Annotated in this window: 20 protein-coding genes; 13 read left to right on the forward strand and 7 right to left on the reverse strand. The window is 63.7% G+C overall.

Annotated elements, in window-relative coordinates; translation table 11 throughout:
• Window positions 1-20 precede the first annotated feature (20 nt).
• From hpaE to AC3WJU_RS03370, 5 genes are all read left to right on the forward strand, one after another.
• Window positions 21-1544, forward strand: coding sequence for a 5-carboxymethyl-2-hydroxymuconate semialdehyde dehydrogenase (hpaE, locus tag AC3WJU_RS03350; protein WP_492259114.1), 1524 nt, complete (start codon window positions 21-23; stop codon window positions 1542-1544).
• A 147-nt stretch (window positions 1545-1691) separates the two neighbouring features.
• Window positions 1692-2780, forward strand: coding sequence for a 3,4-dihydroxyphenylacetate 2,3-dioxygenase (gene hpaD, locus AC3WJU_RS03355; RefSeq protein ID WP_307053200.1), 1089 nt, complete (start codon window positions 1692-1694; stop codon window positions 2778-2780).
• Between the two features lie 53 nt (window positions 2781-2833).
• Window positions 2834-3619 (forward strand): 2-oxo-hept-4-ene-1,7-dioate hydratase, encoded by a 786-nt coding sequence (gene hpaH, locus AC3WJU_RS03360; protein WP_492259115.1) that lies wholly within the window; start codon window positions 2834-2836, stop codon window positions 3617-3619.
• Entirely contained in the window at window positions 3604-4452 is an 849-nt protein-coding gene (locus AC3WJU_RS03365; protein WP_492259116.1) for an HpcH/HpaI aldolase family protein, read from the forward strand. The genes hpaH and AC3WJU_RS03365 overlap by 16 nt, the downstream gene beginning before the upstream one ends.
• Before the next feature lie 117 nt (window positions 4453-4569).
• Window positions 4570-5004, forward strand: coding sequence for a hypothetical protein (locus tag AC3WJU_RS03370; RefSeq protein ID WP_284988937.1), 435 nt, complete (start codon window positions 4570-4572; stop codon window positions 5002-5004).
• A 1-nt stretch (window position 5005) separates the two neighbouring features.
• Here AC3WJU_RS03370 and AC3WJU_RS03375 read toward each other — a convergent pair whose 3' ends face one another.
• Window positions 5006-5536, reverse strand: a complete 531-nt coding sequence (locus AC3WJU_RS03375; protein WP_492259117.1) for a hypothetical protein — start codon at window positions 5534-5536, stop codon at window positions 5006-5008.
• 294 nt (window positions 5537-5830) lie between these two features.
• Here AC3WJU_RS03375 and AC3WJU_RS03380 point away from each other — a divergent pair, with 294 nt between their 5' ends.
• Together AC3WJU_RS03380 and AC3WJU_RS03385 are read left to right on the forward strand one after the other, a co-directional pair.
• A complete protein-coding gene (locus AC3WJU_RS03380; protein WP_332602841.1) occupies window positions 5831-7039 on the forward strand; it encodes an aspartate transaminase in 1209 nt (402 codons plus the stop codon).
• A gap of 45 nt (window positions 7040-7084) precedes the next feature.
• Window positions 7085-7759, forward strand: a complete 675-nt coding sequence (locus AC3WJU_RS03385; RefSeq protein ID WP_059388748.1) for a 4-carboxy-4-hydroxy-2-oxoadipate aldolase/oxaloacetate decarboxylase — start codon at window positions 7085-7087, stop codon at window positions 7757-7759.
• 130 nt (window positions 7760-7889) lie between these two features.
• Here AC3WJU_RS03385 and AC3WJU_RS03390 read toward each other — a convergent pair whose 3' ends face one another.
• Together AC3WJU_RS03390 and AC3WJU_RS03395 are read right to left on the reverse strand one after the other, a co-directional pair.
• Window positions 7890-8093: a hypothetical protein gene (locus AC3WJU_RS03390; protein ID WP_492259118.1), complete on the reverse strand. Its 204-nt coding sequence runs from the start codon at window positions 8091-8093 to the stop codon at window positions 7890-7892.
• A 141-nt stretch (window positions 8094-8234) separates the two neighbouring features.
• Complete coding sequence (locus tag AC3WJU_RS03395; RefSeq protein ID WP_059388746.1) at window positions 8235-9161, reverse strand: LysR substrate-binding domain-containing protein; 927 nt, start codon at window positions 9159-9161, stop codon at window positions 8235-8237.
• Between the two features lie 611 nt (window positions 9162-9772).
• Here AC3WJU_RS03395 and AC3WJU_RS03400 point away from each other — a divergent pair.
• From AC3WJU_RS03400 to AC3WJU_RS03420, 5 genes are read left to right on the forward strand one after another with little or no spacing between them, the layout of a single operon-like run.
• On the forward strand, window positions 9773-10561 hold the full coding sequence (locus AC3WJU_RS03400; protein WP_332602844.1) for a LamB/YcsF family protein: 789 nt from the start codon (window positions 9773-9775) through the stop codon (window positions 10559-10561).
• 1 nt (window position 10562) lies between these two features.
• The gene (locus AC3WJU_RS03405; RefSeq protein ID WP_307053205.1) at window positions 10563-11285 is read left to right on the forward strand and encodes a 5-oxoprolinase subunit B family protein; all 723 of its coding nucleotides are present in this window, start codon (window positions 10563-10565) and stop codon (window positions 11283-11285) included.
• A complete protein-coding gene (locus AC3WJU_RS03410; protein ID WP_492259119.1) occupies window positions 11282-12295 on the forward strand; it encodes a 5-oxoprolinase subunit C family protein in 1014 nt (337 codons plus the stop codon). Before AC3WJU_RS03405 ends, AC3WJU_RS03410 begins: the two co-directional genes overlap by 4 nt.
• Before the next feature lie 57 nt (window positions 12296-12352).
• Entirely contained in the window at window positions 12353-13693 is a 1341-nt protein-coding gene (locus tag AC3WJU_RS03415) for an MFS transporter (RefSeq protein WP_492259120.1), read from the forward strand.
• Between the two features lie 57 nt (window positions 13694-13750).
• Entirely contained in the window at window positions 13751-14500 is a 750-nt protein-coding gene (locus tag AC3WJU_RS03420; RefSeq protein WP_059388741.1) for an SDR family oxidoreductase, read from the forward strand.
• Window positions 14501-14677: 177 nt separating this feature from the next.
• Here the strand turns inward: AC3WJU_RS03420 and AC3WJU_RS03425 are convergent, their stop codons facing one another.
• Window positions 14678-15112, reverse strand: coding sequence for an acyl-CoA thioesterase (locus tag AC3WJU_RS03425; RefSeq protein WP_084784486.1), 435 nt, complete (start codon window positions 15110-15112; stop codon window positions 14678-14680).
• 226 nt (window positions 15113-15338) lie between these two features.
• On the opposite strand from AC3WJU_RS03425, the gene AC3WJU_RS03430 reads away from it, so the two are divergent.
• Window positions 15339-16232 (forward strand): cytochrome c oxidase assembly protein, encoded by an 894-nt coding sequence (locus tag AC3WJU_RS03430; RefSeq protein ID WP_306964614.1) that lies wholly within the window; start codon window positions 15339-15341, stop codon window positions 16230-16232.
• Window positions 16233-16265: 33 nt separating this feature from the next.
• Here AC3WJU_RS03430 and AC3WJU_RS03435 read toward each other — a convergent pair whose 3' ends face one another.
• The 3 genes from AC3WJU_RS03435 to purB form a co-directional block, all read right to left on the reverse strand.
• Complete coding sequence (locus tag AC3WJU_RS03435) at window positions 16266-16769, reverse strand: GNAT family N-acetyltransferase (RefSeq protein ID WP_059388739.1); 504 nt, start codon at window positions 16767-16769, stop codon at window positions 16266-16268.
• A 124-nt stretch (window positions 16770-16893) separates the two neighbouring features.
• Entirely contained in the window at window positions 16894-17553 is a 660-nt protein-coding gene (locus AC3WJU_RS03440) for a histidine phosphatase family protein (RefSeq protein ID WP_059388738.1), read from the reverse strand.
• A 50-nt stretch (window positions 17554-17603) separates the two neighbouring features.
• Window positions 17604-19046, reverse strand: a complete 1443-nt coding sequence (gene purB / locus AC3WJU_RS03445; protein WP_284988944.1) for an adenylosuccinate lyase — start codon at window positions 19044-19046, stop codon at window positions 17604-17606.
• Window positions 19047-19080 lie beyond the last annotated feature (34 nt).

Below are 19080 nucleotides of genomic sequence, written 5' to 3' on the forward strand. Positions count from 1 at the left end.
CAATAGCAAAGGAGAAAACAATGACGTTCACTGCACCAGAAACCACCCATTACGTCCCGAAGGACCTTCCCACCCACATCCAGCACTTCATCAACGGCGAATTCGTTGACTCGGTCAGCGGGAAGACCTTCGACGTCCTGGACCCGGTCTCCAACACCAACTACGCCACCGCCGCGGCCGGGCAGAAGGAAGACATCGACCTCGCCGTTGCCGCGGCCCGCGAAGCCTTCGTGAACGGCCCGTGGCCGAAGATGAAGCCGCGCGAGCGTGCCCGCGTCCTGAACAGGATCGCCGACGCCGTCGAAGCCCAGGAAGAACGCCTCGCCGAACTCGAAACCTTTGACACCGGCCTGCCGATCACCCAAGCCAAGGGCCAGGCCCTGCGTGCGGCGGAGAACTTCCGCTTCTTCGCGGACCTGATCGTGGCCCAGTTCGACGACGCCATGAAGGTCCCGGGCTCACAGATCAACTACGTCAACCGCAAGCCGATCGGCGTCGCGGGCCTGATCACGCCGTGGAACACCCCGTTCATGCTCGAGTCCTGGAAACTCGCCCCCGCCCTGGCCGCCGGCAACACCGTGGTCCTCAAGCCGGCCGAGTTCACCCCGCTCTCGGCCTCGCTCTGGGCGCAGATCTTCAAGGATGCCGGCCTGCCCGACGGCGTGTTCAACCTGGTCAACGGGCTCGGCGAGGAAGCCGGTGACGCCCTCGTCAAGCACCCGGACGTGCCGCTGATTTCCTTCACGGGCGAGACCACAACGGGCCAGACGATCTTCCGCAACGCCGCCGCCAACCTCAAGGGCCTGTCCATGGAGCTGGGCGGGAAGTCCCCGTGCGTCGTGTTCGCCGACGCCGACCTGGACGCCGCGATCGATTCGGCACTATTCGGGGTCTTCTCCCTCAACGGAGAACGCTGCACCGCCGGTTCGCGGATCCTCGTCGAACGCGCGATCTATGACGAGTTCTGCGAGAAGTACGCCGCCCGCGCGAAGAATATCGTCGTCGGCGACCCGCACGACCCCAAGACCCAGGTCGGCGCCCTCGTCCACCCCGAGCACTACGAAAAGGTCGCCTCGTACGTGGAGATCGGCAAGTCCGAAGGCCGGCTGCTCGCCGGCGGCGGACGCCCGGAAGACTTGCCCGCAGGGCTCAACAACAGCAACTACATCGCCCCGACGGTGTTCGCCGACGTCGCGCCCGACGCCCGGATCTTCCAGGAGGAGATTTTTGGCCCGGTCGTCGCGATCACCCCGTTCGAGAACGACGACGAAGCCCTCGCCCTGGCGAACAACACCAAATACGGCTTGGCGGCCTACATCTGGACCCAGAACCTGACCCGCGCGCACAACTTCGCGCAGAACGTCGAGGCTGGCATGGTGTGGCTCAACAGCCACAACGTCCGGGACCTGCGCACCCCCTTTGGCGGGGTCAAAGCCTCGGGCCTGGGCCACGAAGGCGGCTACCGCTCCATCGATTTCTACACCGACCAGCAAGCCGTGCACATCACCCTCGGCGCTGTGCACACCCCGAAGTTCGGCGCCTGACCCCGCCCGGCCCAACTACCTCGCACTTGTTGTCGTTATGGGGCTCCAAAACGACACTTACTGCGAGTCAGTTGGGCGGCACCCGGCACCAAAGGCGAGCATCCCGCCGTCGAACACCACAGACCCTTTCGAAGAAGAGAGAACCCCATGAGCAACTTCGTCCCGACCCCCACCGTCCCGGCGCCGGATATCGTCCGCTGCGCCTACCTTGAACTCGTGGTCACGGACCTCGCCAAGTCCCGCGAGTTCTACGTTGACCTGCTCGGCCTGCACGTCACCGAGGAAGACGAGAACACCATCTACCTGCGTTCCTTCGAGGAGTTCATCCACCACAACCTGGTCCTGCGCAAGGGACCGGTCGCCGCCGCGGCAGCGTTCGCGTACCGGGTGAAGTCCCCGGCCGAGGTCGACGCCGCCGAGGCCTACTACCGCGAGCTCGGCTGCCGGGTGGAGCGCCGCAAGAACGGCTTCACCAAGGGCATCGGGGACTCGGTCCGCGTCGAGGACCCTTTGGGCTTCCCGTACGAGTTCTTCTACGACGTGGAGCACGTCGAACGCCTCACCCAGCGCTACGACCTGTACTCCGCCGGTGAGCTGGTCCGCCTGGACCACTTCAACCAGGTCACCCCGGACGTTCCCCGCGGCCGGGCCTACCTGGAGGACCTGGGCTTCCGCGTGTCCGAGGACATCAAGGATTCCGACGGCGTCACGTACGCCGCGTGGATGCACCGCAAGCAGACCGTGCACGACACCGCCCTGACCGGGGGCAACGGCCCGCGCCTGCACCACATCGCCTTCTCCACGCACGAGAAGCACAACATCATCCAGATCTGCGACAAGATGGGCGCCCTGCGCATCAGCGACCGGATCGAACGAGGCCCGGGCCGGCACGGCGTGTCCAACGCGTTCTACCTGTACATCCTGGACCCGGACGGGCACCGCATCGAGATCTACACCCAGGACTACTACACCGGTGACCCGGACAACCCCACGGTCACCTGGGACGTCCACGACAACCAGCGCCGCGACTGGTGGGGCAACCCCGTGGTCCCGTCCTGGTACACCGAGGCCTCCCTCGTCCTGGACCTGGACGGCAACCCGCAGCCGGTCGTCGTCCGCGAGGAAAAGAGCGAAATGGCGGTCACCGTGGGTGCCGACGGCTTCTCGTACACGCGCCAGCCCGAGGACGGCCCCGCGGGGGAAAAGAAGGGCTTCAAGGTCGGCTCGCAGCTCTAGGCCGGCGGCCCTCAACGTATGCTGACCGCAGGATGGCCGAACGGAGTGTGGAGATGCTTGACCCGAAGACGATAGAAACCATTGCCGACGAACTAGTAGAAGCAGGCCGGAGCCGGACCCCGGTTCCGCGCCTGACCGCCCGCTACCCGGAGATGACGGTGGAGGATTCCTACGCCGTGCAGCAGTTATGGCGGCGCCGGAACGAGGACGCCGGCCGGAAGCTGGTGGGCCGCAAGATCGGGCTGACGTCCAAGGCCATGCAGGACGCCACCGGCATCACCGAACCGGACTACGGCGCGATTTTCGATGACATGGTCCTGGACACCGGTTGCTCCGTGCCGTGGGACCAGTACACCCACCCCCGGGTCGAGGTGGAACTGGCGTTCGTGCTCAAGAAGGACCTCTCCGGGCCCGGCTGCAGCATCTTCGACGTCCTGAACGCCACCGACTACGTGGTTCCGGCCCTTGAGATCCTGGATTCCAGGATCGAGATGGAGGGCCGGACCATCGTGGACACCATCTCGGACAACGCGGCCATGGGTGCCATGGTGGTCGGCGGACGCCCGGTCCGCCCGGACGCCGTCGACCTCCGCTGGGTATCGGCGATCCTGTACAAAAACCAGGTGGTGGAGGAAACCGGCGTCGCCGCCGGCGTCCTGGACCACCCCGCCAACGGCGTGCACTGGCTCGTTAACAAGATCGCCCCGCACGGTGATGGGCTGAAGGCCGGGGAGATCATCCTCGCCGGCTCCTTCACCCGCCCCCTCTGGGTATACAAAGGCGATACCGTCCACGCCGACTACGGTCCCTTGGGAGTTGTCACATGCCGCTTCGAGTAGAACCAGACCGCACGTTCCGTCAAGCCCTGGCCGAACAAGCCGGGCCCGCGGGCCGGCCACTCGCCGGGATGTGGGTGTGTTCCGGCAGCCCGCTCATCGCCGAACTATGCGCCGGGGCCGGGCTGGACTGGCTCCTGATCGACGCCGAACACAGCCCCAACGGCCTCGAATCCATCCTCGCCCAGCTCCAGGCCGTCCGCGGCTACCCCGTCCAAGCCGTGGTCCGCCCGCCGGTCAACGACACCGTGCTCCTCAAGCAATACCTGGACCTGGGCGTGCAGGACCTGCTCATCCCCATGGTCAACTCCGCCAAGGAGGCACAGGCCGCCATCGCCGCCGTCCGCTACCCGCCGCACGGGGTCCGCGGCGTCGGCTCCGCCCTGGCCCGCGCCTCGCGCTGGAACCGCATCCCGGACTACCTCGCCCGCGCCGCCGAAACCATCAGCGTCACGGTCCAGATCGAAACCGGGGCCGCCGTCGCCGCCGTCGAGGAGATCCTCGCGGTCGACGGCGTCGATGCCATCTTCCTCGGCCCCTCCGACCTTGCCGCGTCCATGGGCCTCCTCGGCGAACAGGAACACCCCACGGTGCGCGCCGCCGTCGAGCACTGCCTCGCCGCGGCAAAGACCGCGGGCAAACCGGCCGGCGTGAACGCCTTCAACGAAGCCACCGCACGCGCGTACATGGACGCCGGTGCCTCGTTCGTGCTGGTCGGCGCGGATGTCGCGCTGCTGGCGCGCGGCAGCGAAGCCCTCGCGGACAAGTTCATCCCAACAAACCCCGACGGCGGAGCGCCCTTAGGCGGGACAGGTGACGCCCCGTCGAGCTACTGAACTAGGTAGGTAGTCGGTACTCTTCCGGAGGTCCTTGGACGGAGCTACATTGGATATCCCGAGGCCGCTCGGGGGCGGTCGAGGAGGGGGTCGGCCGCAATTTCAATGGAGCATGCCGTGGTCCCGCAACCAGATCTCAATCCTCAACAAGCCGCAGCCATCGCCGAATCGCCGGCTGCAAGGCGTCCAGGCCCCGTGGAGTACGATCTGCGGGCTGTTTACGTCCCGCAGTCCGGGCTGTTCCTGGATGATGAGGGGCGCGAATTCTTTGTAACCGCCGTGGAATTCTGGGAGCACGCGACGGTAGTCAGTCTGTGCTGGAAACGCAGGCCCATGGCAGGGCAGGGAAGTCCGCCCTTGGTTGCGACGGATGAGCACGACCGGGTGCTGGGCGTGAAGCGCATTTGGAACGTTGGTGCGCGGTCGATCCAGCATTTTGAACCGATCTCGACGTCGGCCCGCGCATTGACGGTGCTCATCGCGAGGAAAACGGGAACACAGGAACTGTTTAGCTGCAGGACGCCCCCGGAAAAGAAAGACGCAACGAAGTAAGCTAGGCGGAGCGCGCGATGCCCCGCGTTGACCTGCGGATATGCTCGGGGGTGAGGCCGGTCAGCGAGGCAAGTTCAAGGTCATCGCAGGCTTGGGAGCGGAGCGCCGTGACAATCAACGCTTCCCGCTGATTAACGATCCGGTCGCGATGCCTTTCGGCTGCTTTGAGTTGCTCGCTTTTCGCCCTCAGGCCATCCACATGCGCGCCTCGCGTGAGCCCGCTCGGGTGAAGGTCGTCATAAGCCAAACCGATGGTTCGGACAGCCCGAATGTTTTCCCCGGTCACCGCCGAAATTGTGGCCAACGTGAGCCCGTCTTCAAGGGCCTGGGCGATCATCTCGTTGCGGGCAGCGGTCAATGTGCGGATGGCGCTCGAAGCATGGGACAGGAGTTGCCTGTGCGCCGCGAGGGCGTGCGTGAGCTTGGCACGCTCTCCTTTGGCCACGGTTTGGGACCGGGCTGGAACCTTGGCCCGGTAGGTATACCTGCCGGTGGTTGACGGGCCCGGAAGGGACCCGGATTGGGCTGGCATTGGATCCCTTTCGGACTCTTCGCGAACTTCTGATCTATGAAATCTAGGCGGTGCTCGCAGCGCCGCGGAAATACCAATACCGCGTGAACCCATAAGCGAAGTGCATGGAAGATTCCCATATAGGGTTGAAATGTCCCAAAACGACCACAGAATCCCTATATAGATCGGGTGGTCATAAGGGCCTCTTATTGATCCACGCACATTAGGTCTTATCCACGGCGCCCGGCAGTGCCTAGTCTCGAAATTGGGGATTCGACACCCGAATCCTGAGTTTCACGATTCTGGAGAAGACAAATGTCCGAGTACCTGCCGGCGTCGAGGGTCACACGCATCAAGTCCTCAGCGAGCGTTGCGGCCGCCGCCCGCGTCCGTGAACTACGAGCCGAAGGCATCCCGATCATCGACCTGACCGTCGGCGAGCCGGACTTCGACACCCCTGACCACATCAAGGCGGCAGCGATCGAAGCGATCAACGCCGGCCAGACCAAGTACACCTCGGTGACTGGAACGCCGGAACTGCAGACCGCCATCCTCCGCCGGATTGAAAGCCACACCGGCGTGCATTACGCAGCGAACCAGCTGACCATCGGCGGCGGTGCCAAGCAAGTCCTCTACGTAGCACTCATGGCTTCGCTCAACGAGGGCGACGAGGTCATCGTCCCCGCACCGTACTGGGTGTCCTACCCGGACATGGTCCTCGCCAACGACGGCACGCCCGTGATCGTCGCTTGCGGAGAAGACACCGGCTTCAAGCTCACACCGGCCGCCCTCCGCGAAGCCATCACGCCCAAGACGAAATGGCTCATCCTCAACGCTCCGTCCAACCCGACGGGAGCCGTGTACACACGCGAAGAACTCCAGGCCCTGGGTGCCGTCCTTGAGGAATTCCCGCATGTCTACATCCTCACGGACGAGATCTACGACGAAATCCACTTCGGCGACGGCCGGGTGACCAGCCTCGTCACGGCGGTTCCGACCCTCCGCGACCGCATCCTCCTGGTCAACGGAGTCTCCAAGGCCTACGCAATGACCGGTTGGCGCCTTGGCTACGGCGTGGGCCCGGCGCCTTTGATCGCGGCCATGAACAAGCTGCAGTCGCAGACCTCATCCTGCCCGTCGTCGGTCAGCCAAGCAGCTGCGGCGGCCGCCCTGAACGGCGACCAGTCGTTCGTCCGGGACAGCGTGGAGGTGTACCGCAAGCGCCGGGACGTCGCCGTCGAAGGCCTCAACGCCATAGACGGACTTTCCGTCGCGCCGGCCGAGGGTGCCTTCTACGCCTACGTGAATTGCAGCGGCGTCATCGGCAAGACCGCTCCGGACGGCACGGTCATTGAGAACGACCAGGACTTCACGCTGTACCTCCTCAACGCGGCTGCGGTCGCCGTCATCCAGGGCTCGGCCTACGGCCTCGGCCCCTACTTCCGGATCTCCTTCGCCACATCGCTGGAGACCATCAATGCCGGCGTGGACTCGATCCGCAAGGCAGTCAGCGCCCTCAACTAAGCCCCACGGGCACCCCAGAAGCCAGCCAAGAGAAAGATTCAGGAAATGATCCACGTCAAGACAAAATTCCAGAGGCCCGACGCCGACGTCGTCAGCCGCCTCGCGGCGTTCTCCTCCGCGACCATCCACGAAGCCCAGGGCCGCCGCGGCGCCCTGAGCTCCAAGATCAAGCCGATCGACCGCTCGATGTCCTTCTGCGGCCCGGCCGTGACGGTGGCCTGTGCCCCGCAGGACAACCTCATGCTGCAGGTTGCCATCCACTACGCCCAGGCCGGCGACGTGGTCCTGGTCGGTGCCCAGGAATTTTCCGACGCCGGAACGTTCGGCGACGTCTTGGGCAATGCCATGAAAGCCAAGGGCATTGCGGCGATGGTGACGGATTCCGGCGTGCGGGACACCCAGGACCTCATTGAATTGGGCCTGCCGGTATTCTCGGGCAGCGTCTGCATCAAAGGCACGGTCAAGGAAACCCTCGGACCCATCAACCACCCCCTGGTGTTCGGCGATGAGATCATCTACCCCGGAGACATCCTCCGCGGTGACGCAGACGGCGTCGTTGTCGTCCGCCGTGAGGAAGCGGAGGAGGTCATCGCGCTCTCCCAAGCCCGGGACGACGCCGAACGCGAGCTCATCAAGGCCTACCACGCCGGCGGCACCACCATCGAGTTGTGCGGACTAACGGAAAAGCTGAAGGCCAAGGGACTGCTGGTCGAAGACTGATTGTCACGCTGGGGCCGGTCACCGAATGCGGTGGCCGGCCTTTTGCGCGCCCGTTTCCGGGCACGAAGAAGGCGCCTTGCCTGGGGCAAGGCGCCTTGGGTGGTTAGTCGAGTCAGTCCAGTCCGGGGTGTCAGGGCCGTGCGTCGACCAGGTACCACTCGATGCTGTGTCCGGCATGGGGCGGCATGAGGCTTCCTTCGAAGACGAAGAGGGGCTCGCCCACGCCGCCCAAAGGACGCCAGAAACCGTTCCTAGGGCAGTGGAATCCGGTCCGTGCGCTGATCGTTCCGAGGGCTGGATTCGAAACCCACCGGGTCTGGCTGATCTTTTTCACCGCTGTTTCCTTTGATTGGGTTCACGGAATCCGCGAGCCGCTTTCGAATTATTTGCTAATTCGATAATAGGAAATAAAAATGCCCGTGAATAAGACCAAAGATGTCTGTCCGGATAAGGCAATGTTATGGATGGATCAACCCTAGGATGGATCGGCCGCGTACTTGCTGATCAACTGTTGCTGCAGCATCTCCTTGACCAGGATGAGCACGGCCGAGGCGGCCTCTGACAGCGGTTCGTGGTCGGGGGTGCACAGGGCGATCTTGCTCTGCAGGGCCGGTTCGACGATCCGCAGGACCTTGAAGTTCTCATCAGGGAAGAGCGCATCGGCAGCCGATTTCGGCAGCACGGTAGCCCCGAGGTTTGCGCGGATGAGCCGGACAAGCGACGGAACCGACTCCACTTCTCCTACGAGCCGCAGGGGCAACCCGTGCTCGGCCAGTCCCTTTTCGATGATCTGGCGAAGGGTGTGGTTCTTTTCGGGGAGGAACAGTCCAAGGGTGCTGGCTTCTTCAAGAGTGACAGTAGTGCGGCCCTGGGCAACATCGACGTCTTCGTGGGTGACCAGGTGCAGGTCTTCCACGATCATAGTGGTGAACTGAACCCCGCGGATCTTCCCCGGCTCGTAGATCAGGGCCATGTCGAGGCGCCCGTTCTTGATTGCTTCGCTCAGCACGCCCCCGAAGATCTCGGTCAAATGCACCACGATGTCCGGGTATCGCCGGCCGACCTCCCGGATGATCTGCGGCGTGAGGCTGGAGGCCATGCTGTACGGTGCGATGGCGATGGACACCCTGCCCGATGGTGCGGCCCCGGATGTCGCTACGTCCTGCCGCGCTTGTTCAACAAGCCGCAGGATGGTCTGGGCATGGCGGTAGAGTGTGTGCCCCGCGGCGGTCGGCTCGACACCTTGCTTACTGCGGATCAGCAGGCGCTGCTTCAAATCGCTTTCCAGTGCCGACACCTGCTGGCTGAGGGCAGGCTGGGCGACGTGGAGCGCTGCAGCGGCCTTGGTGATGCTCCCCGAATCGACGATCTTTACAAAATATGAGAGCTTCCGCGTATCCATCGGTCTGCCTTCCTCCAAGTCCACTTGGGGCCTGGATGCCATAAGGAAATTCTATGTAGGGACACACAATCCGTCTTTGTGTGACCTGTCTCTCAGCGACTAATTTGAGATCCACATCCCCATGGTGGCGTTTCCCAACCATTTACTGACAGTTCGTTGACTCCCCATCATCCGAATTGTCCCGATACCCAAATATAGACGCATTCGGGACGCTGCCTCACAAATCGATCGTCACGTAAAGAGCACCCTATGAGACTTTCGGGCACATCGCCCTCCGGCAACAGCGGCAGGTCCACCGCGCGCGCCGCCGCCCGCCGTCGTCGACCTTCACCACGGAGGACGACGACGGCGGCCCGGCAGCATGCCGTTTCCGCCACCAGCATGTGTGCCGTAGGTCATAACCGGGAGCTATCCCGTGATAGGGAATAGGTCTTTGTGCCCGAAGTTCGTGGGTGCGAGACTTCTATCACCAAAGAATTACCGACAGTTCCCCGGATTGAAGAATTTTAGCTAAACACTTTCAATCGAAAAGGCAACTGAGTTTACCGGATATTCCAGCCGTTCGAGCGGAATTGCCGGACCCCAATGCAGAACCACGGAAAGAGAACCACGTGAACCCGACAATTGATCTTGTAGCGGATCTTGGAGAGGGATTCGGTGCCTACACCATAGGCAGCGACACCGATCTTCTGGAGATCGTTTCAAGTGCCAATATCGCTTGCGGGTTCCACGCGGGCGATCCGGACATCATGGACGCCACGGTCGCCGAATGCGTTCGCCGCGGAGTGGGAATCGGAGCCCACCCGAGCTTCCCGGACCTGCGTGGTTTCGGCCGCCGGGACATGGGCCTGACTGCCAACGAAGTGCGTGCGGATGTGCTCTACCAACTGGGCGCCCTGAACGGCTTCGCTGCCTTCCACGGAACCAAGGTGACCCACATCGCGCCGCACGGCCGGCTGGGAAATCTCGTCGCCGTCCGGGCGGATTACGCGGAGGCCGTGGCTGAGGCCGCTGCCCGCGTGGACAACGAACTGATCGTGGTCGCGCAGGAGGGCGAGTTGGCCAAGGCGGCACGTTCCGCCGGCCTGGACGTGGCGATTGTGGGCATCGTCGATCGTGCCTACCAGGAAGACGGGACCCTGGTCCCGCGCAGCCAGCCCGGCGCCGTGCTGCACGATCCCTCGGCTATTGTCGAGCGAACCGTCCGCATGGTGTGCGAGGGCAAGATCCGATGCGCCAACGGCACTGACATCGACATCTCCGCGGACACCGTCCTGCTTCACGGGGACAACCCCGGCGCCGTCGAGCTCGCCCGGCTGATCCGTTCGGAGCTCATTTCGGCCGGCGTCCGTATTGCCCCGTTGACCGAAGTCATGGATGCCAAGAGGAAGGCGGCCTGACATGTCCGTTCTCATGGCGGCTCCCACCGAGATCTACGAATCAGGAGACTCCGCATTGCGCGTCGTCGCCCTTGCCGAAGCAAGCGAGGACAACTGGCTCACGGTCCACCGTCTTGCCGACTGGCTGGAGAGCTGTGGCGCCGAGGGCCTTCACGGCGCGGTACCCACCTACGATTCCGTGCTGGTGGAATTCGACCCCGTCCTGGTGTCGGCCCGTCAGGTGCGCGCGTTCGTCAAGCTGGGACTCCTCGAAATGGGCCGGTCCGCCGGCGCAGCAAAGGCACCCCGTGAATTTGATGTTCCGGTGGTCTATGGCGGCGAATACGGTCCCGACCTGGAGAAAGTAGCCGAATACCAGGGCATCTCCACCGAGGAAGTCATCCGCGTCCACACCGAGAAGACTTACACCGTCCGCTGCCTGGGTGCTCCTGCCGGCTCGCCCATGATGGACGGTCCCGCCTTCCCCAAGCCTGTGCCCCGCCTCAAGGATCCCCGGCTCAGCGTCCCGGCCGGGGCAGTGGCTGTGGCCGGACGCCAAGCCGTCATCGCTCCCGCGTCCGCACCGGGTGGCTGGTGCGTCATCGGTCAGACCCCTTTGACTGTCCTGAACATTCGCCGTGAACCACTTGTCCCTTACAAGCCAGGAGACATTCTCCGTTTCCGTCGCATCGAGGCCGGAGAGTTCGGCTCTTACGTCGGCAAGGAACTGGAACCAAGGCCATGAGCGGGCACATCCTCATCCAGCAACCCGGTAACGCCGTGGTCACAGACCTTGGCCGGTTCCGTGGACCCCGCTTTGGGCTTCCGGTCAACGGCGCCCTGGACCAGTACTCGGCCCGGGCCGCCAACATCCTTGCCGGCAACGCGGACAACGATCCCCTGGTGGAGATCACGGCCCTCGACTTCAGGATGAAAGCGCAGTCAGACATCCTGATCGCAGTCACGGGGGCTCCGTTGAACCTCACCGTCGGAGGGCGTCCGTGCAGCCAGTGGGAACCGGTTTCGGTCCGTGCTGGCGAGACGGTGGCCGTCCGGGGAATCAACCGGGGCCTCCGTGCCTACCTGGCCGTCCACGGTTCCGTGGAGGCGCCGACGCTGCTGGGTAGTTGTGCCCCGGACACCGTTGTGGGCTTCGGCCTGCAGCTCAAGGAAGGAACCACCCTCCTGACCCGCCGCAGCGTGGGCCCTGTTCGCCAACCGTACTTCGACCTTCCGCTCTTCCGGCTTGGTCTTGAACGGCCGGACATGGGGCAGGAATTGATGGTCGATGTGACTGACGGTCCGGATGTCGCCGAGTTTGGCGATTCCGCCGAGCTGCTCTTCACCTCGGAATACGCCGTAAGTGGCCGGAGCAATCACATCGGCCTGAGGCTCGGGGGTGAACTTCCGGAAAGAACCTCGAGTGGCGAAGTGCTTTCACGCGGGGTACCGGTGGGCGCCGTCGAGGTTCCCTCCCGGGAAGAGTTGCTGGTACTGCACCGGGGACGCGGCGTCACCGCCGGATATCCAGTCCTCGCCGTGGTCACCAGCAATGGGCTGGACGTCCTTGCCCAAGCCCGCCCGGGCGACAAGGTCCGCTTCAGGAAAACAACAGTGGCGGAGGCAACTTCCGCCCACCGGCGCTCGCGGGCGCAGCTTGAAACCCTCCGCGAATCCGTCAACACAGTCTTCGGACTACTTGGCATTGGATGCCGACCCCAGTGGCAGGACCTCCCGGTTGCGGCATGCAGCTAAAAACCTGTCGTCAAAACCAATAGGCGTTGCTACGCTCAACATCAAGAAGGAAATGTCATGACCGCTAACACCAACGCTGCACAAGTGCAGCATGAACGGCTCACAGGCCGTCAAACGCGCAAGGTTGTCACCGCAGGCTGCGTTGGCATCTTCGTGGAACTTTATGACAACGGCATCTTCGCGTTTATGGCCGGAACACTTGCCTTGGTGTTCCTCGCCCCCGGTAACCCGGACAACGCCTTGTTGTTCGTCTTCGCCGGCTACGCAGTCTCGTTCTTCGTCCGTCCCCTCGGCGCGGTTGTTTGCGGCTACCTGGGCGACCGGATCGGCAGGCAAAAGCTACTGGTCTTCGTCATTCTGCTGATCAGCGTCGCCACAGCCGGTATCGGAATCCTGCCCACGTACGCGGCCATCGGCATTGCGGCTCCCATCCTGCTCGTCCTACTGCGGCTCCTGCAGGGCTTCTCGGTCGGCGGCGAAGCCGCCGGCGCCATGACCTTCCTCGCTGAACATGCCCCCGAGGGCAAGCGCGGCATCATCACTTCCTACGCGCAGATCGCTTCGTTCGCAGCCCTCCTCACCGGCACCCTTGTGGCGTTCTCCATGTCTCCGTGGCTCACCCAGGCCGCGATCGACGGCGGTGGCTTCGGCTCCTTCGCATGGCGCATTCCTTTCCTGGTCGCCATTCCCATGGGCGTCATCGGCTGGTACATCCGCAAGGCCATCGCGGACACCCCCAACTTCACCAAGCTCAAGGAAGAAGGCGGCCTTTCCAAGAACCCGCTCAAGGAAGCCTTCCAGTCCGCTGAGCACCGCCGGGCCATGGTTCTTGCCCTCTTCATCCCGCTCATGAACGGCTCCGGCTACTACGTCCTGTTCTCCTACATGCCTACGTTCCTCAAAGGCAAGCAGCTCAACTTCACCATCGGCGAGGCACTGTTCATCACCGCCTGCAGCCTGGTTGTCATCTGCATCGCCATTCCTTTCATGGGCGCCCTCTCCGACCGCATCGGCCGCAAGAAAGTCATCGCCGGCTCCGCCATCGCCATGACCATCCTGGGCATCCCGTCCTACGCCCTCATCGCAACGGGAAACATGGGCCTGGCCATCCTTGGCGCCTCGATCATGGCCATCGTCTTCGCCGGCCACACGGCAGTCATCCACATCCTGATCGTTGAGCTGTTCCCCACCCGGGTTCGGTACTCCGCCTACGGCCTCGGCTACAACATCTCCTCCGCGCTCTTCGGCGGAACCGCTCCGTTGCTGATGACCTGGCTTATCAGCAGCACCGGCAACATCTACATGCCGGCCTTCTACGCAGTCGTCACGGCACTCGGCACGCTCGCAGCCGTGAGCACGGTCAAGGACCGGGCACACGAACCCCTGCGCGACGCTTAGGCGCCGCTGACCTCCGGGCACACTTCGTGCCTTCCATTTCCACTCTTTGGAGAACCGATGTCTTTTTCCGACTACACCACCGCCCTCGTCACCGGAGCGTCAACCGGTATGGGTGCCGCGATCACGGAGCGCCTGGCCAAAAGGGGCCTGACCGTTCACGCCGTGGCCCGCAACGAGGAACGCCTCAGCGAACTGGCCGATCGTACGGGTGCCATCCCGCACGTAGTTGACCTGACCGACACAGCTGCCCTGACCGCCGTCGTGAGCGAGCTGAAGGTCGACGTCCTGGTCAACTGCGCCGGAGTTTCCCGGCCCGGGAACCTCCTGGACTCGTCCGAGCAGGACATCGACGAGCTCATCGACGTCAACCTTCGCGGCCTGCTTCAGCTCACGCGGCTGGTCCTGCCGGGCATGGTGGAGCGCGACCTTGGCCACGTCATCAACATCAGCTCGATCGCAGGCGTCTACAACTTCTATGGCCACACGGTGTACCACGCCACGAAAGCCGCCGTGCACCAGATCTCCCGCCAGCTCAGGAACGATACGGTCGGCAAGCGCATCCGCGTGACCGAGATCTGCCCGGGGCGTGTGGAAACCGAGATCTTCGGCCGGAACATGGGCGGCACGCCTGAAGCCATGGAAGAAGCATGGAAGACGTACTACGAAGGCTACGAGTCGTTGACCACTGACGACATCGTCAACGCGCTCGATTACGCCATCGAAACCCCGCGCCACGTCAATGTGGGCATGCTGGAACTTATGCCGACGTTCCAGGTCCCCGGTGGTCTCACCTTCGACAGGCGCTGACCCCCGCCTCCCTTGAGGCGTCGCGCCCGTCTGGGCGCCCCGAAGTTCCAGTGACATCACTCCCGTTGCTGGAAATACAAGCTGGCGGCCGCGAATTTCGCGGCCGCCAGCACCCGTTTCCGGGGAAAGGAGCTTTGGTGCGGGCCCGCCGCTTAGGGAGGGCCCGACGTCGGGCGCTCAGTCCTCGTGGAGGGCTTGCGTCAGGTGGTGTGTCGGGATGCGGTCACGGTCATAGGTGATTTCCGTGTAGCCGTGCGGTTCCGGGCGGCCGTCGTGGCCGAGATTGACGAACACGATTTCCTCGATGGTCAGGATGCTGTCGCGAGTGATCATGTTGCGCACCTCCGCGCGCATGGTCAGAGACGTCCGGCCGAAACGGACCGCCGTCAGGCCCATCTCCACCAGGTCGCCTTGGACGGCCGAGCTGACGAAGTTGATTTCGGAGATGTACTTGGTGACGGCGCGGCCGTTTCCAAGCTGGAGGATTGCGTAGATTGCCGCTTCCTCGTCGATCCATTTCAGCAGGCTTCCACCGAACAGCGTGCCGTTGGCGTTGAGGTCCTCCGGGCGTATCCACTTGCGCGTCCGGAACGTGATGTCAGCCTTTTCCATAATGCGAGATTAGCCGAGGCCGGGCGCCTGCGTCTCCTGCGGCGTGCCATGCTTGGCGCGACTCCGTAACATGGATACGGTGCACCCGGTTCAGGGCACAAAACGACACGCCGATTCGCGCACCATGCGGTACACCGGGAACGCGCTGGAGGAACACCATGAAGATCGACAAAACCCGCCGTAGCGCCTGGCTGAGCGCCCGGCCTTCCGGCTTGGATCACTGACCATGCCACCGTTGGACGCTGTATTGGGCGCCTGGTCCATGAACTGGCCTGCCCTGGTCATTCTTATTGCCGCAGTCGCCCTGTATTCAAAGGGCCTGATTGCTGCCAAGCGCCGTGATATTCGCTGGCCCCTGTGGAACTCCTTTGCCTTCTTCGCCCTTGGCCTGGGGAGCTTCGCGGCACTGAGCTTTGGATTCCCGGGAACCTACAGCCACGACCTGAGGTGGGCATTCACCCTCAAAGTGACGTCCTATCTGTTTGTGGTCCCGCTGTTGGTTGGCCTGGGCAAGCCGCTAACCCTTGCCAGGCAGACCCTTGGCCCCGCGGGTGCGGCGAGGGTGGAAGCTGTGCTTGGGCACCGGCTCGTTCGCATGCTCAGCAACACGCTCGTGGCGGCGCTTCTGGGGCTCGCAATGTTCACAGTGTTCCTGACCCCGTTTTTCTACGTGTTGCGGACCAACCCCGCCGCCGACGTCATCCTGACGTTGCTCGTGCCCGTCATGGGCCTCCTCATGACCGTACCGATCATGGAAGACGGCGCAGGACGCACCTCATCGCTCATTGTCGTCGAGTTCATCTTCGTATTCATTGAGCTGCTTGCCGACGCAGTGCCTGGGGTCCTGATGCGGCTCAGCCCGGGAATTCTCGACGGCGCCACGTCGGTTTTGGGCAATCAGCCAGGCTGGTTCCCCTCACCCTTGCGCGACCAGCAACTGGCGGGAGACCTGATGTGGTTCCTCGCAGAGATTGTGGATCTTCCCCTCATCATCCTGATGTTTGTCCGCTTCTCCCGGAGCGACAAACACGAGGCCAAGAGCTTCGACGACCTGAGCGACGAAGAAATCGAAGCCCTGAATCGGGCGCATCTGGGCCAAGGCGGACGCAGCCTGGATTGATCCGGTCCCGTCCTTAGGCCATCCCCGTGTGCCTCACGCCATTGCCGTGTGCGATGCGCTGTGCGAATCGATCGGCTTGGCGTAGCACTGCGAGTGGGTGACACCGATGTAGGGGCCGAAATTTGGCACCGCAGCGAACCCGGCGCTTTCGTAGAAGCTGCGGCCGTCCGATTGGGCCGAGCCCGCTTCCGCGGTGATCATGCTGAAACCGTGGGCATGTGCCTGCGCCTCCAACGCGGCAAGGATTGAACTGGCCACTCCTGAGCCCCTGGCGTACGGGACGACGTATAGCCGCTTGATTTCGGCCGTCTCGGCATCCAGGATCCTTAGCCCTCCGCAACCCAGGGGCTGGCCGGAACACTTTTCGTAGGCCACAACGAAGACGGCGGTATCTGCTTCCGACGGCGCGGGTCCGGGCTCGTGGTCCGAGTTGCCGAAACGTGCGTCCAGTTCCGCTTGCTGCGCTGCGCGGAGGTCCGCACCCACCGGGTTTGCCCAGGTGACCTGTCTGATGTTGAGCCGCGGATTTGTCTGCATCGGAACCTCTTTCGCCGAAGGGGGTTATGCCTATCAAGCCTAAGAAGCGGGGGTTACCGCGGTGTTTCCTCCGCGTAAGCGTCCGGAGAAATACCGGTGAGGCGGAACTGACCCCAATCAGCCCTTATTCGACGGCGTCGCCGGTGGGATCCTCGACCGTCCGGTCGGCCACGGCAAGTCCGCCTACGGGGCTTTGGTCCCAGTGCAGCAGCCGCCACCCGGTCTCCGGATCGCCTTCGAGCACCACGATTCCGGTGTTCTGCAGTTGGTGGGTGGCGGCGAACTCACGGCCAACATCCACAGCACGGCGGCCTGCCCAACAGCGGATCGCGGCACCATGGCTGACCACGACGGCGGTTTCGTCGCCCGACGCTGCCACTTTGGCAATGGCAGCGTCGTAGCGGGCGAAGAACTCGTGTCCATCACCAGCTCCCGGCATGCGGACGTCGAGTTCCCCGTCGGTCCAGTCGAAAACGGTGCTCATGTACCGGTGGTGCGACTCGTGGTCGGTGAGTTTCTCCAGGGCCCCGGCCTCAATCTCCTGCAGGCCGTCCAATACAGTGGCCTCGAGCCCGAGGGCTTTTGCAAGCGGGGCGGCGGTCAGCTGGGTGCGGACCAGCGTGGATGCATAGATGGCCGTGATGTCTTCGTTGGCGAGGGACTCCGGGAGCGCAGCGGCCTGGCGTTCGCCAAGTTCAGTCAGTCCCGGACCGGGAAACGCCGTGTCCAACTGCCCCAAGACGTTTCCAGGGGTTTGCCCGTGGCGGATAAGCAAGAGCCTCATGCTGACACAATTCCTTACGTCGATTCGGAAACGCAGGGCCCATGTGGCCGCTACTTCAGGTGGTCCACCAACTGGTCCGCGATGCCCGTGTACTTGCCTGGAGTAAGCGCCAGGAGGCGTGCCTCGGCTTCGGGAGACAATCCCAGGCTCGAGACGAACTCCTGCATGCGGACGGCATCGACGCGCTGGCCGCGGGTGAGATCCTTGAGCCGCTCGTACGGGTTTTCCATTCCAGCGACCCCGGCGATGGCCTCGGCGCGCATGACCATCTGGATCGCTTCGCCCAGGACTTCCCAGTTGGTGTCGAGGTCGGCCGCCAGTACGTCCTCGGCAACGTCCAGGGCTTTCAGCCCCTTGGCGACATTCGAGATCGCAAGGAGCGAGTGTCCGAATGCGACGCCGATGTTACGTTGCGAAGAAGAGTCGGTCAGGTCTCGCTGCCAGCGGGAGGTAACCAGCGTGGCGCCCAGGGTGTCCAACAGGCCGTTGGAAATCTCGAGGTTGGCCTCGGCATTTTCGAAGCGGATCGGGTTGACCTTGTGCGGCATGGTGGAGGAGCCGGTGGCGCCTGCTACCGGGATCTGGCGGAAGTAGCCAATCGAGATGTAGCTCCAGATATCCGTGCAGACGTTGTGCAGGATGCGGTTGAAGCGGGCGACGTCCGCGTAGAGCTCGGCCTGCCAGTCGTGGCTCTCGATCTGGGTGGTCAGCGGGTTCCACGTCAGCCCCAGTCCCTCAACGAAGGACTGCGCTACGGCCTGCCAATCGGCGCCGGGAACGGAAGCGACATGCGCAGCATACGTGCCGGTAGCGCCGTTGATCTTGCCCAGGTACTGGGTCTTGGAAACGCGGTCCAGCTGGCGGCTCAGGCGATGCGTGATGACGGCCAGTTCCTTGCCAAGGGTAGTGGGAGTGGCCGGCTGGCCATGCGTGCGGGAAAGCATCGGGACGGCGCGGTTCTCCTCGGCCATTGCCTCGATCTGCTTCACCAAGGCGCGGGCTGCAGGGAGCCAGACGTCTTCCACGGCGCCCTTGACGCCCAGGGCGTAGGAAAGGTTGTTGATGTCTTCCGATGTGCAGCCGAAGTGCACCATCGCGGTCAGCTTCTCGATACCGATCGCCGGGAGGCGGCGGCCTATGTAGTACTCGACTGCCTTGACGTCGTGGACCGTGACGGCTTCGATTTCAGCGAGTTCCGTGACCGAAGCGGCGTCGAACTCGGTGACGATGGCGCGCAGCTTCTCCTGCTGCTCGGCGGTGAGGGGTCCGGCGCCGGGAAGTACGTTGTTGCTGGTCAGGTGGATGAGCCACTCGACCTCGACGGCAACGCGGTCGCGGTTCAGCGCGGCCTCGGACAAGTAGTCGACCAGGGGAGCGACGGCGGACTGGTACCGGCCGTCCAGCGGGCCCAGGGCGATCGGCTCCGGCGACGCGGCGAGGGCCAGGCGTCCAGAGGGCGTACGGGTAACAGCGGCGGCGACGGTTTCAGGCATGGGGCAATTCTTTCATGAACTCGGCTCGCGCCCT

It is taken from the genome of Arthrobacter sp. FW306-1B-F12A (assembly GCF_058781865.1).

Bases quoted from the DNA above. Each gene is read 5' to 3' on its own strand.
- hpaE (WP_492259114.1), top strand. From the start codon at position 21: ATGACGTTCACTGCACCAGAAACCACCCATTACGTCCCGAAGGACCTT.
- hpaD (WP_307053200.1), top strand. From the start codon at position 1,692: ATGAGCAACTTCGTCCCGACCCCCACCGTCCCGGCGCCGGATATCGTC.
- hpaH (WP_492259115.1), top strand. From the start codon at position 2,834: ATGCTTGACCCGAAGACGATAGAAACCATTGCCGACGAACTAGTAGAA.
- AC3WJU_RS03365 (WP_492259116.1), top strand. From the start codon at position 3,604: ATGCCGCTTCGAGTAGAACCAGACCGCACGTTCCGTCAAGCCCTGGCC.
- AC3WJU_RS03375 (WP_492259117.1), bottom strand. From the start codon at position 5,536: ATGCCAGCCCAATCCGGGTCCCTTCCGGGCCCGTCAACCACCGGCAGG.
- AC3WJU_RS03380 (WP_332602841.1), top strand. From the start codon at position 5,831: ATGTCCGAGTACCTGCCGGCGTCGAGGGTCACACGCATCAAGTCCTCA.
- AC3WJU_RS03385 (WP_059388748.1), top strand. From the start codon at position 7,085: ATGATCCACGTCAAGACAAAATTCCAGAGGCCCGACGCCGACGTCGTC.
- AC3WJU_RS03395 (WP_059388746.1), bottom strand. From the start codon at position 9,161: ATGGATACGCGGAAGCTCTCATATTTTGTAAAGATCGTCGATTCGGGG.
- AC3WJU_RS03405 (WP_307053205.1), top strand. From the start codon at position 10,563: ATGTCCGTTCTCATGGCGGCTCCCACCGAGATCTACGAATCAGGAGAC.
- AC3WJU_RS03410 (WP_492259119.1), top strand. From the start codon at position 11,282: ATGAGCGGGCACATCCTCATCCAGCAACCCGGTAACGCCGTGGTCACA.
- AC3WJU_RS03415 (WP_492259120.1), top strand. From the start codon at position 12,353: ATGACCGCTAACACCAACGCTGCACAAGTGCAGCATGAACGGCTCACA.
- AC3WJU_RS03420 (WP_059388741.1), top strand. From the start codon at position 13,751: ATGTCTTTTTCCGACTACACCACCGCCCTCGTCACCGGAGCGTCAACC.
- AC3WJU_RS03425 (WP_084784486.1), bottom strand. From the start codon at position 15,112: ATGGAAAAGGCTGACATCACGTTCCGGACGCGCAAGTGGATACGCCCG.
- AC3WJU_RS03430 (WP_306964614.1), top strand. From the start codon at position 15,339: ATGCCACCGTTGGACGCTGTATTGGGCGCCTGGTCCATGAACTGGCCT.
- AC3WJU_RS03435 (WP_059388739.1), bottom strand. From the start codon at position 16,769: ATGCAGACAAATCCGCGGCTCAACATCAGACAGGTCACCTGGGCAAAC.
- AC3WJU_RS03440 (WP_059388738.1), bottom strand. From the start codon at position 17,553: ATGAGGCTCTTGCTTATCCGCCACGGGCAAACCCCTGGAAACGTCTTG.
- purB (WP_284988944.1), bottom strand. From the start codon at position 19,046: ATGCCTGAAACCGTCGCCGCCGCTGTTACCCGTACGCCCTCTGGACGC.